The sequence below is a fragment of the Calditrichia bacterium genome, assembly GCA_020634975.1.
In the GTDB taxonomy this organism is placed as follows: domain Bacteria; phylum Calditrichota; class Calditrichia; order RBG-13-44-9; family J075; genus JACKAQ01.
Window position 1 is genome coordinate 2899837 of sequence record JACKAQ010000001.1, and the last position, 13744, is coordinate 2913580.

General features: G+C 50.0%; 8 protein-coding genes. 7 read left to right on the forward strand and 1 reads right to left on the reverse strand.

Annotated features, from left to right (window positions below; genetic code table 11):
• Nucleotides 1-4: 4 nt before the first annotated feature.
• Nucleotides 5-1036 carry a hypothetical protein gene (locus tag H6629_11740; protein MCB9068464.1) on the reverse strand — a complete coding sequence of 344 codons (1032 nt, stop codon included), beginning with the start codon at nt 1034-1036 and terminating at the stop codon, nt 5-7.
• A gap of 187 nt (nt 1037-1223) precedes the next feature.
• Between H6629_11740 and lepA the strand changes: the two genes are divergently transcribed.
• The 7 genes from lepA (at nt 1224) to H6629_11775 (ending at nt 13733) form a co-directional block, all read left to right on the forward strand.
• Nucleotides 1224-3020, forward strand: coding sequence for an elongation factor 4 (gene lepA, locus H6629_11745; protein ID MCB9068465.1), 1797 nt, complete (start codon nt 1224-1226; stop codon nt 3018-3020).
• Between the two features lie 102 nt (nt 3021-3122).
• Nucleotides 3123-3905, forward strand: a complete 783-nt coding sequence (gene lepB, locus H6629_11750) for a signal peptidase I (protein ID MCB9068466.1) — start codon at nt 3123-3125, stop codon at nt 3903-3905.
• A 120-nt stretch (nt 3906-4025) separates the two neighbouring features.
• A complete protein-coding gene (hemW, locus tag H6629_11755) occupies nt 4026-5189 on the forward strand; it encodes a radical SAM family heme chaperone HemW (protein ID MCB9068467.1) in 1164 nt (387 codons plus the stop codon).
• 79 nt (nt 5190-5268) lie between these two features.
• Nucleotides 5269-7107, forward strand: coding sequence for a tetratricopeptide repeat protein (locus H6629_11760; protein MCB9068468.1), 1839 nt, complete (start codon nt 5269-5271; stop codon nt 7105-7107).
• Nucleotides 7108-7219: 112 nt separating this feature from the next.
• Entirely contained in the window at nt 7220-8449 is a 1230-nt protein-coding gene (locus tag H6629_11765; protein ID MCB9068469.1) for an asparagine synthetase B, read from the forward strand.
• Nucleotides 8450-8631: 182 nt separating this feature from the next.
• Nucleotides 8632-11940 (forward strand): transcription-repair coupling factor, encoded by a 3309-nt coding sequence (mfd, locus tag H6629_11770; protein MCB9068470.1) that lies wholly within the window; start codon nt 8632-8634, stop codon nt 11938-11940.
• Between the two features lie 65 nt (nt 11941-12005).
• A complete protein-coding gene (locus H6629_11775; GenBank protein ID MCB9068471.1) occupies nt 12006-13733 on the forward strand; it encodes a peptidyl-prolyl cis-trans isomerase in 1728 nt (575 codons plus the stop codon).
• Nucleotides 13734-13744: the final 11 nt, after the last annotated feature.

A 13744-nucleotide genomic window follows, 5' to 3' on the forward strand; every position in this document is an offset into this window, starting at 1 on the left:
CGGTTTAGCTCATCGAGTTTTGCATGAATGCGCGGATGGTGCCGATGGCAATCAACTGGTCGTAGGCTTCCAACTGAATTTTTGCGGCTTCACAAATGGGCGTCAAAATATCGAGCAAATCGAAACGGCTGACCCATATTTCCGCCGGCACAATTTTGGACGATGCCAGCAATTGGTAAAACATCTCGTGGGATACTTTAGCGATTTCGTCAATTCGGGCAATTTCCTGGCTGAGAATGGCGCCGCTGGTTTGGTCTGCCCACAGCAAAATCAGCGGGAAATACGGGCGCTCATCTTTATTGTCGAGCGTTGCCTGCGGGAAAAACCACGCGTCAAATTCCCAAATATTTTTCCGGAACGATACATCTTTCCCCAAATCACGCAACCGTGTCACATCGGTTTCTGGAATTTCCACATCCTGTTCCGGCTCATCGGGGATTATCCATTCGCTCTCCCAGGAAAACAGCGCATCAGATTTCAGTGATTTGCGAACCATCAATTCCAGCATATCGCCGGATTCGCGGGGGCGGATGCTTTCCGGGTGTTCACGGGCGCGTTCGCAAACGCGGATGGCTTCGTTCAAAATATTGATCAAAAACTGAACTTCCTCCTGATTGGGAATCCACGGGCTGTATCCGGGAACGTAGCTGCGAATGATTGGCCAGCTTTTTTTTCCGCGAAACTTAAGATCAAGTTTTTTATACACTTCGCGATCCTGTTCCGTGACGTAATCGCGGTCGTCGAATGTCAATTGCAGGCAGTTCAGGTTGTCCATCAACTCCTGCGATGGCTGTTCGTCTGCTTCCATTATTTGCAAATAACTCATCAATCCGGCAGATCCGGGATGCACCACAATTCCGAATTCTTCGCCGGCGGCGCCCAACACGTAGCAATAGCCGATGGTGCCGGTTGCCGGATCTTCGACGCCAAAAATATCTGAATCGTACATCCAGTCCCACGGCGCCAATTTTTTTAAGCGGGCGACAATGTCGAACAATTGATGCCACTGCTCATTTTTTGCAGATATTTGTTTCATTTTTTCATCTCTGGTTTGAACTCGGAAAACGGTTCGAATAAACAGCAATTGACATTCGAATTGAATTATTGTAAATTTTTTGTTTCGTATGGAAATTAAGCGAAATTCGCTTAATTATCAAATATTACATTCGATATAGCGTTTGTTGGAATTGAAAAAAAATAACCATTAGAATCGAGATACACGGATGGAATTTATCCGCAACTTTTGCATTATTGCACACATTGACCACGGCAAATCTACTTTGGCGGATCGTTTGCTGGAATTTACGGGCACGCTGCAGCAGCGGGAAATGCAGGCGCAAGTGCTGGACAGCATGGATCTGGAACGCGAACGTGGCATCACCATAAAATCGCACGCCATCCGCATGAATTATAAAGCGGCAGATGGCAACACTTACGCGTTTAATCTGGTTGATACGCCCGGACACGTCGATTTTAGCTACGAAGTTTCCCGAAGCCTGGCCTCCGCCGAAGGTGCGCTGCTGCTGGTCGATGCGGCGCAAGGCGTGGAAGCGCAAACGATCAGCACGCTGTATCAGGCGATTGATAACGATTTGGTGATCATCCCGATCATCAACAAAATCGATTTGCCCAGCGCGGAAATCGATCGCGTGAAACAGCAAATCATCGATTTGATCGGCTGCGATGAGGAAGAAATTTTGATGGCCAGCGCCAAAAACGGCATCGGGATTCCGGAGATTGTGCAGGCGATTATCGACCGCATTCCGGCGCCAAAGGGCGAACCGGGCGCACCGCTGCAGGCGCTCAGTTTCGATTCGCAATTCGATAGCTATCGCGGCGTCGTTTCGCTGATTCGCGTGTTCAACGGCGAAATCAAAGAAAAAGACAAAATTACATTTATGATTACCAAACGGGAATTTGAGGTGGAAGAAGTCGGGCACCTGCTGTTAAAACGGGTGCGCACCGGCAGCCTCAAAACCGGCGAGGTCGGTTACCTCATTTGCGGCGCAAAAAACGTTCGCGACATAAAAGTGGGCGATACTGTAACGCACACCCAACGCAAAGCGGATGCGCCGTTGCCCGGCTACCGCCAGGTAAAACCGATGGTGTACGCCGGCATTTATCCCGTGGAAAGCTCAGAATTTGAAGACTTACGCCAGTCGCTGGAAAAGCTGACCCTCAACGATTCTTCATTAATCTGGGAGCCGGAAACCTCCAAAGCGCTCGGTTTTGGCTTTCGCTGCGGATTTTTGGGATTGCTGCACATGGAAATTGTGCAGGAACGGCTGGAGCGAGAATTTGACCAAACCATTATCGTCACCACGCCGAATGTGGTGTATCATGCCACAACTTCGGACGGTGTGTTGCACAAAGTGGAAAATCCCACCAACCTGCCCGATCCCGGACGATTGGAAAAACTGGAAGAACCGTTTATCGATGCGCACATCATTACGCCGCCGGAATTTATCGGTAACATTATGAAATTGTGTGCGGACAAACGCGGCGAGCTGAAAAACCAGCAATATCTCGATCCTACTCGTGCGGATTTGCACTACCACATTCCGCTGGCGGAAGTGGTGTTCGATTTCTTCGACCGGTTGAAATCCGTAACGCGCGGTTACGCATCGCTGGATTATGAGTTGCTCGGCTACCGTCCGTCCAAACTGGTGAAGCTGGATATTTTTATCAACGGCGAAGTGCTGGACGCGCTTTCCATTATTGTTCACCGCGATAAAGCGTTTGAACAGGGCAAAGCCGTTTGCCAGAAATTGCGCAAACTCATTCCCCGGCAAATGTTCGAAGTGGCCATTCAGGCGGGTATCGGTACCAAAATTATCGCCCGCGAAACCGTAAAAGCGTTGCGCAAAAACGTGTTGGCAAAATGCTACGGCGGCGACATCACCCGGAAGCGTAAGTTGCTGGAAAAGCAGAAGGAAGGTAAAAAACGCATGAAGCAGGTCGGACGGGTAGAAATTCCGCAGGAAGCGTTCCTTTCCGTATTGTCCACCGACGAAAGTTGATGGCTCATCCCAAAAATGGCAATTTGCCGGAACTTTGCGGGACATTTTCCCGAATAACTACATCGAGAAACATTGTCCCGAAATCAATTGGAGAATAATTTTTTGAAATCAACCAATGGCAATTCAAAAGAGAAACGCGGCGCCGGCACCGGCGAAAAAAAATCTGAAACTGTAAAAGCGTTATTAATCGCCCTGTTTGCGGCGCTGGTATTGCGCCAATTTGTTATCGCATCGTATAATGTTCCCACCGGTTCCATGAAAGATACCATCCTCATCGGCGATTTTATGTTCGTCAACAAATTTATTTACGGCGCACGCTCACCGATCTGGTTTGGCATTCCGTTCACCGATATCGGTTTTGAAACCCCGCATTTCCGGCTGCCGGCCATCGCCGAACCGGAGCGCACAGACATCATCGTTTTCGATTACCCCAAAAATATCAAACAGGATTACATCAAAAGATGTGTGGCTGTCGGCGGTCAGTCGGTCGAGGTAAAAGACGGTATTTTGTATCTTGACGACAAACCGGAAGGCGAATTTACGCCGATGGGTCGCAAGTTCGATCCCGATCCCAACGAGCGGCTCACCGTCATTTACACCCATGTCGATCCGTATGACGATGGTAATCCATACACCATTCGCCATTTTATGATGAACGGCCCGCGCCGCGACCGGATGGCGCGATTGACCGTTCCGGAAAACCACTTTTTTATGATGGGTGATAATCGCGATAACAGTCTGGACAGCCGCAGTTGGGGATTTGTTGATCGCAGCCAGGTGGTGGGTAAACCGCTGATGATCTGGCTATCGTGGGACGGATTGGTGCCAGGCTACCGCTTTTACGAAAAAATTCGTTGGGAGCGGCTTGGCATGGTGCTGCGCTGATTTTGCGCGTTTGACTTTGCTTCCGACAATAATTTTATGTAAGGGCGAACGGCGTTCGCCTTTGCTGTTTATACCCTAATTTACGTAATAATGATGCTTGCAAATACGATCGCAGATAAAATGGTAAACGTTGAACATCCCGTTCCGGTTACGCCGGAAGGTGCGGGGCTGTATGTGCACGTGCCGTTTTGCGAGCAAAAATGCGAATACTGCGATTTTTATTCCCTCACCCAACTCGATCAAATTGAAGCGTTCACCGAAGCGCTGTTGACGGAAATGGAACTGCGTGCGCCGCAATTTTCCGGTGTGCAATTTTCCACCGTGTTTTTTGGCGGCGGAACGCCGTCGCTGCTCTCACCGGCGCAATTGACCCGCATTTGGCAGCGAATGACAGCGTTGTTCGATATTCATCCGAACGCGGAATGCAGCATCGAATCGAATCCCGGTACGCTCAGTTTTGAGAAGCTGCAAACCTTTCGCGACCTCGGGTTCAACCGGTTGAGCATGGGTGTGCAGAGCTTTAATCCGGATGAGCTGAAATTTTTGGGGCGCATCCACAACGTTGCGGATGTGCTGGAAAATTTCGCCAACGCCCGAAAAGCCGGTTTTCAGAACATCAATATCGATCTGATGACTGCGTTTCCCGGCATTTCGCACGACTCATTTTTGCGCAGTTTAGCGCAGGCAAAAGCGCTGGCGCCGGAGCACATCGCCTGTTACACGCTCATTTTTGAACCGGGAACCGTATTTTTCAAACGAATGCAGCGCGGCGAATTGACGCCGATGGCGGAGGAAGACGAAGCCGGATATTACGAACTTGCAGCGGAAATTCTCGGCGAAGCCGGTTATCAGCAATATGAAATTTCCAATTTCGCCCGTGAAACAGCGCTGATTTGCCGGCACAATTTGGCATACTGGCAGCATCGCCCGTATTTGGGAATGGGACCTTCGGCGCATTCATTTTACAATAATGCACGATTTAGCAACAAGCGATCGTTGGCTGTTTACCTCAAAAATCTGGCAGCCGGCAAACTGGCAGAAGATTTCCGCGAAGAATTAACGCACGATCAATTAAAATTTGAATATATTTTTCTGAATCTGCGTTTAAAGGAAGGCATGCGTTTCGATCGTTTTGCGCAGCAATTCGGCAGCGATTTTCGTATCGAATTTGCGGCAACCATTGCCAAATTGCAATCGGAAGGATTGATCGAAACCAGCGATTCGCATCTGCGACTATCCACCAAAGGCTGGATGCTCGCGGATGAAGTTGCGGCTTATTTTTAACAGTAAATCTGCAGGTTTTGGCTGGCAATTTTCATCTTCAAACCTGCAAATGGTTTCACCACCAACAACCGGAGGGAAGTTGAAATCACGTATTTTTATGCTGATGTTGCTGATTGCAACCGCATTTTCCGGCATGTTGCCGGCCCAAAACGCCCGCGAAAAACAAGATCCCAACGATATCCGAGAAGAGCAGCAATATCGGCTGGCACAGCGATATCAGCGCAACAGCCAATTCGATTACGTGATTCAAATTCTCAAGCCTTTGTTGCAAAAACGACCCGGGGATGTCCGTTATTACGCCGCATTACTGGATGCCTATCTCAAGTTAAAACAATTTGATAACGCCTTTAATTTGGTAGATGCGCAGGTTTCCCGATACCCGGAAAATCCCCGCTACATTGTTGATGCCGGGGATGTTCGCTACAAATCCGGCGATCAGGCGGGTGCCCGAAAAATCTGGAGTGATTTGCTCAAAAAAGAGTCGAATGACATCAGCGTTTACACCCTTTTGGCGAATGCATATATCGAAAATCGGCTGTATGACGAAACCGTTGTGCTCTATCGCGATGCCATCAAAAAATTTCCCGATAAATCATTTCTGGTCCGCAGTCTTGCCGATTTTCACCGGCAGCGGCTGGAATTTCGCAATGCGCTGGATATGTATTTGCAATATGTTGAGTTAGAGCCGCAAAATTTCCAGAGTGCGGCACGGGCGGTTCTCTCGTTCGAGCTTGAAAATGCCCAAATCGACACGCTTTCCGATATTTTTGAACAGAAAATCCGGCGCAGCAAAGAGCCGCAGGTGCAACTGCTGGCAGCCAAATTTTTCCAGAAACACAAACGCTACGATCAGGCGCTGTCCATTTTGGAATCGTTGGAAACAGACCAGTCATCCGGGCGATATTTGGAAGAATTTGCCCGAACTGCGCGCTCGGATTCATCGTATGCGCTGGCGCTGCGGGCGTATCAGCGCATCATCGAGCGATTCCCGAAATCCAATCTGGCGCTGACGGCTTATCTGGGCGCGGCGCAGTGCAATTTGTCGCTGGCACATGAAAACAGCGATCAAAAATACGCCCGCCAAACGATCGATATGATTAAACAGGTGCAGCAAAAATATCCCGATAACGCCAATCTGGGCAGTTTAGCTTTGCTGGAAGGCGATGTGTATCGCGATTTTTTCTTCGATCTGGATCGGGCAATTGATATTTATAATGATGTTGCAAAACAATACGCCAATCACCGGCGCGTCAGCGATGAGGCGCAGTTCAAATCCGGCGAAAGTTACATGATGCGCGGTGATCTCAATCGCGCCGAAGCCGAACTCGATCAGGTTGGCGAAGGTGCGATGGCCGGTCGGGCGCTGCTGCTGAAAGCGCGAATCGCGATGTATCGCAACGATTTCGACACGGCAAACGAGCTGATCGGGCAGGTGTTGGGTAAAGCGGGCATCGAAGGCGAAGAAACCAACGATGCGCTGGCGCTGCAAACCTTGCTGGTCAACCAATCGCTGGCACCCGATGCACTCAAATTTTATGTTGCGGCAAACTGGCTGCTGTTTCAGCAGAAAAAAAACGAGGCGATTACCCAGCTCCAAAAAGCGCTGGATACCAATCCGCCGGCGCATTTCCGGGTGAAAATTTTGCTGGAAGCTGCACGATTGGCGGAATCTGTCGGTAAATTTCCCGATGCGCTGGAATACTGCAACCGGGTGGTTCAGGATGCGGAATTGAATTTATACGCCGATGAAGCGCTGTTCATCATGGCAACCATCACCGATAACCGACTGAACGATGTGCCGCAGGCGTTCCGGTTGTACGACCAGATTTTGGCGGATTTCCCGAACAGCCAGTTCGCGATTCCGGCCCGCGACCGGCTGCGAAAAATGCGGGTTCAATATCCGGAATTGGTACCGTAGCAGTAGCGACACGGCATGCCGTGTTTCATAAAAAAACGTAAATCTTGAATTTCCAAACAATTACATCATTATGAAAAACAAAATTTTTATCACCATTTCAACCGTCTGGTTTATGTTGTTTCCAACGTTTGGTGGCGCACAGCATCTGTTGATTCCGATGGATTTTGTGCAATCCGATCACCTGAAAGCCTATGGATTGGCGTATTGGACGCTCACCAAAGGCATCAACGTGGAGTGGCTGCTCAATTACCGCAGCGGTGCTTTTTTGATGCCCGCCTTTCCGGGATTGGAAAGCGAATGCCGGATTCGCGGCATCAAATACGAGCTGGTTGGTCCAACGGAAGTGAACAATATTTACGCCACCATCGAAGGCGAAAATATGGAACGGGTGCTGCTGGAAAAAGCGCCCAAAATTGCCATTTATACACCCACCAACAAACAACCCTGGGATGATGCCGTAACCCTCGCGCTCACTTACGCCGAGGTGCCGTATGACAAAATTTATGACGATGAAATGCTGGACGGAAAACTGAGCGAATACGACTGGCTGCACCTTCACCACGAAGATTTTACCGGACAGTACGGCAAGTTTTACAGCGCATTTCGCAATGCGGCGTGGTATCAGGAAGAAGTGCGGGTGAATGAAGCGATGGCCCACAAACACGGATTTTCCAGCGTTTCCGAGCTGAAAAAAAGCGTGGCGCGGGAGATCAAACAATATATTGTTGGCGGCGGCTTCATTTTTGCGATGTGCTCCGCAACGGATGCGCTCGATATCGCGCTTTCCGCGGAAGGGGTGGACATCGTTGAAACACCGTTCGACGGCACGCCGATTCAGGGTAACTATCAGCAGGCACTGGACTTTAGCAAAACGCTGGCATTCGAAAATTTCAAATTGTATCCCGATCCGAATTTATACGAATTTTCCGATATCGATATTCCGCCGAGTTATGCGCCGCGCATCCGCGATCCCGAAATGGACTATTTCACCCTGTTCCAGTTTTCGGCGAAATACGATCCGGTGCCAACAATGCTCACCCAAAATCATGTGAGTGTGGTGAAAGGTTTTATGGGACAAACCACGATGTTCAATCGCGCCAAAATCAAGCCGTCGATTGTGGTGATGGGCGAGGTGGAAGGCACGGACGAAGTGCGCTACATTCACGGAAATGCCGGAAAAGGCACCTTCACATTTTACGGCGGACACGATCCGGAGGACTACACCCACGCCGTCGGCGATCCGCCCACCCAGTTGGAATTGCACAAAAATTCACCCGGTTACCGGCTGATTCTCAACAACGTGCTGTTCCCGGCTGCGAAAAAGAAGAAGTTGAAAACGTGAAAAACGAGCGTGTTCGAGTGTTATCGTGTTGCAGTTTGCCGGTGCACCAGCACCACTGAAATACGTGAACACTCAAACATTTCCGTTCACTTACAAAACCATTCCTTATTTGAATTCCGGGCGAACATATCGTAAATTAAGCGTCTTTACAATGAATGCTGAGGAAGTAAAAACCCGGAATTATGCTAAAATTAAAACCCTCCTTTTATGAACTGCCGGAATTCCGTCAGTTGCTCACGCTGATCAACACCGGAAAGCCTGTGCGCCTGCGCGGGATTTATGGCTCGTTTCTGGCGTTTGTCATCAATTTTATTCGCGAACACCACGAAAAACCGCAATTGATTGTGCTGCCGGAAGCCGACGAAGCCGAAAAACTGGTGGACGATCTGCGGGCATTTATGCCGGAATCGCACGCGGTGTATTTCCCGTCTGCGGAAGTTGTGCCGTTCGATAAAGGCATGTTCACACCCGCGCTATACAGCATGCGAATGAATGCGCTGGCGGCAGCAGTGGAGCAACCTGCGCCGGTGCTGGTCACCACGCCGCCGGGATTGTTGCGCCGCGTGCCAATGCCGCAATCGTTTCAGCGGAACATTGTGCGGCTGAAAGTCGGTGAAGATTTCGAGCGGGAATTGCTGATCGAATGGCTGGCGGAAAGCGGTTACATTCGCATGCCGATTATCGAAGAAATCGGGCAGTTCAGCGTTCGCGGCGGCATTCTGGATGTGTTCTCGTTTGAATCGGAAGTGCCCTGTCGCATCGAATTTTTTGGCGACACCATCGAGTCTTTGCGGGAATTTGACGTGCTTTCGCAGTTATCGATCGATCAGGTGCCGCAGGTGCGGCTGCTCGGCAAATCGCCGGAAGATACCGACACCGCAACCATTTTTGACTATTTTTCGAAAAACAACATCCTGTTTTGGGAAGATCCTGCCCGTTGCAAAATTGCCCTGCAAAATTGGTGGGAAGATGCCGCCGCCCGGTTCGATACCCACGGAAAAGATCTCGGTTTCACCGAACCGGACCAGGCGTATTTGAACGCGAATGAATTTGAAACAGCCGTCACAAAACTGCAACCGCTCACCCACGAACACCTCGGCAATCGCGGACAATCCGATCTGGATTTTCAATCGACACCGCCAGCGGCGTTCCACGGCAACATGAAATTGCTGGTCGATCACCTGCAGCGAACGCTCATCAAACCGCCGCAAAACGAACGCCGGGAAATCTGGCTGCTGCACGACGGAAAAGCATCGCGCAACAGGTTGGAAGATATTCTCGCGGCGGAAGTCGGGTTTATTCCACCGATGCAATTTTACGATGGCGAACTGCACGACGGTTTCGCGCTGCCGCAGCACAATCTGGAATGCCTCACCGATCACGAAGTATTCAATCGCCTGCGGATGCGCCGCAAAAAACGGCGGCTTCGGGTTTCCGGAAGTTTGATCCGGAATCTGCAAACTATGGAATACGGCGATTACGTGGTGCACATCGATTACGGTGTGGGCAAATACGTGGGCACGGAGCGCATCAAAGTGGTCGGGTTCGAGAAAGAATGCATCAAGCTGCTTTACCTCGATGACGACGTGCTTTACGTAACGCTGGACAAACTCAACCGCATTCAGCGATACGTCAGCGAAGAAGGTTTCACGCCAAAACTGACCAAACTCGGCAGCGCGGAATGGGAACGGGTGAAAAGCCGCACCCGAAAATCCGTGGAAGGCGTGGCGCGGGAATTGGTGGAATTGTATGCCAAACGACTCTCACAACAGGGATTCGCATTCAGCGAAGATACGCTTTGGCAAAAGGAAATGGAAGCATCGTTCCCGTTTGAAGATACGCCGGATCAGGCCAAAGCCGCCGCCGAAGTAAAGCAGGATATGGAAAAAATTAAACCGATGGATCGCCTCGTTTGCGGCGATGTCGGTTACGGCAAAACCGAAATCGCGGTTCGTGCCGCTTTCAAAGCGGTGATGGAAGGAAAGCAGGTTGCCGTGCTCGTGCCCACCACCATTTTGGCGCAGCAGCATTTCAACACCTTTTCGGAACGGGTGGCTAATTTTCCGGTCCGGGTGGAAGTGGTGTCACGTTTCCGCAGCAAAAAGGAGCAAAAAGAGGCGCTGGATAAACTGGAACGTGGTCAGGTGGATATCATCATCGGTACCCATCGTCTGCTTTCTAAAGATGTGAAATTTAAGGAATTAGGGCTTCTGGTTATCGATGAAGAACAGCGATTTGGCGTGACCCACAAAGAGAAATTGAAACAGCTCAAGATTAATGTGGATACGCTGACACTCACCGCGACGCCGATTCCCAGAACGCTGCACATGTCGCTGATGGGCGCGCGCGATTTATCGATTGTGGATACGCCGCCGGGCAACCGCCTGCCGATCATGACCGAAATTACCACATGGGATTCCGAACTGGTTTACAAAGCGATCACCTACGAAATGAATCGCGGCGGACAGGTATTTTTTGTGCACAATCGCGTGCAAAGCATCGATGCGGTTGCGAATACCGTGAAAGCCATCGTCCCGAAAGCGCGCATTGCCGTTGCCCACGGGCAAATGAACGAGCACGAGCTGGAAGACATAATGGATCGCTTTTACCACAAAAAATACGACGTGCTCATCGCCACAATGATCATCGAAAACGGGGTGGATATTCCCAATTGCAACACGATTATCATCAACCGGGCGGATCGGTTCGGGCTGGCGCAATTGTATCAGTTGCGCGGACGGGTCGGGCGATCGGATCGCCAGGCGTACGCTTATTTGATCATCCCGCCACAGGAACGCCTTAGCGATACCTCGCTGAAACGGCTGTACGCCATCGAGGAATTTGGCGATCTCGGCTCCGGGCTGAAAATCGCGATGCGCGATCTGGAAATTCGCGGTGCGGGCAATTTGCTCGGGCACAAACAAAGCGGGTTCATCAACGCGGTCGGTTACGATTTGTATCGCAAAATTTTGCAGGAAGCCGTGGAAGCCATCCAAAACGAAACGCTGCCGGAAAACTTCCTCGAAGATCGCATGCCGCGCGTGGATGCATCGGTGGAAATTGATGTGGAAATGTATCTGCCGGATGATTACATCGGCGCGCCGAATGAGAAGGTGATTATCTATCACCGGTTGGTGAATCTCGATGAAATGACCATGATCGACAACCTGGTTTCTGAACTGCGCGACCGTTTCGGGCCGTTGCCGGAACCTGCCGAACGGTTGGTGGAAATGGTCAAAATCAAAAAACTGGCGTCGCGATTGTTCATCAAATCCGTGAAAGTCAGCAAACAAAAAATGATACTGGTTTTCGACGAACGTGCCACCGCAAAAGATGCGTTTATCGAAAAACAATTGCCAAAATATATCGACCAGACAATAGCGCCGCTAAAATTTGTGCAAACGGAACAATTGAAAGCACATGTTACGTTAAAAGGTCGCGATGACAACGACCGCATCAGCTTTGCTAAATTTTTCTTGCAGAATATATGAGGCAAACATAACTTAGAGATTGCGCCATCTGGAACAAAGTCAATGGAAAATTTGTGAGGCCAAAAATGAAAAATATGAAAAAATGGATTGTCGCTTGCACGGCTGCGCTGCTGCTGTCCGTGGTTTTGAACAGTTGCGGCGATAGCCAAAAACCGGATGACACAGCCATTGTCGCTGAAGTCGGCGATTACAAAATTACCGTCGCGGAGCTGAAAAACCGCCTCGAACAGGATTATAAAGACAAAGCCATCAGCGAAATTACCGCCGAAGAAAAACAGCAGTCACTGGATAAACTGATCGATGTTCGCCGGAAAGCGGTGTGGGCTGTTCGCCAGCAACTGGAAAAAGATCCGGCGTATCAGACGGAGCTGGAAAAATTTTCCGATCGCACGCTTGCAATGAGTTTGTATCAGGAAAAAGTGATCGACGAGATGTTCCCCAGCGCCATGATGGAAAAATATTACGACTGGTTTTTCACCGATGTGAAAGCGGTTGTGGTAAAAATCGGATTTCGCGGCGCGGGAATCAACGAAGACCGCAGCGAAGCGGAAGCTTACGAACTCGCTGAAAAATACGCCAGCGAACTGGCAATCAGTCAGGATGCGGTGCTGGCCGCCAAAACGCTATCCGAAGGCAACAAAAAAGCCGTGCTTGCCAATCCCTACACCATCGGGCGAATGCCGATGAAAGGCGACAGCCTGATATTTAACACCGCGGTCGGCAGCGTTGGCGGACCCGTCAAATTGTCGGAAGCGCTGGTTTTGGTGAAGGTATTGGAGAAACAAACGCGCGAAAAAGATCGCACACTCGATAGCGTTCGCGGCGAACTGCTGCGCATTTTCCGGGGGCAGCAGCGCAACGAAGAAGCGAGCAAATTTAATGCATTATCTGAACAATTCCGGAGAAAATACAACGCTATTGCATACGATGCCGGAATAAATGAGTTGGTGAACACCATCAACCAATGGGGAAAATCGCCGCAACCGAAAATTACGGATTTCAGCGATGAGCAACGAAAAATTATCATCGGCGAGGTTCAGGGCGAACCCATCTACTCCGGTGGTTTCCTCGATTTTGCGAGCGATATGCTGACCCGCGATTACAGCGTTATTGGCAATTTCAGCAGCATCAAAGAGCGATTCTTGATGCAGGAACTCAATTTGAGAAGCTGGGTTTTGGAAGCAAAAGCAGCAGGGCAGGACAAAAATCCGAAATATCTGGAAGAAATGGAACGCTTCACTTTGGGCCGGTTAGCCCGGATGATCGAAGATAAAGAAGTGAACGAGCATGTGACGGAAGTGACGGAAGCGGAGATCGAAACGTATTACCGGGAAAATCCCGATAAATTTAGCGCCCCGGCGCGCGTCGAGGTTTGGCAGATTGTCGTAAACGCGCAGCCCGTTGCCCAACAAGTTTACGAACGCGCCCGCAACGGCGAAGATTTTAAAGCGCTGTATGATGAATTTGTCGGGAAAGCAAATGTGCCGGTGACCCATCGATATGAATTGGGAATGATTACCCCGACGCACCGGATGAAAGAAATCGCGGATGCCGCATTTGCAGCCGGTGGAAACAACCTCACCCAACCTGTTGAATTTAATAATAGTTACCACATTATTAAAACCGGCAAGTTTGAACCTGAAAAAGTAAAAGATCTGGCATCTGTGCGAAGCTCTGTTCAGGCGGCGGTGCTGAATGAAAAACGCGGCAAACGCCGCGAACAGGTCGAATCGGAAATCAGCGCAGCAGTCAGCGCAGAAGTTCACAGCGATGTGCTAAAGGCAATCGGTTGATGAGGAATAAA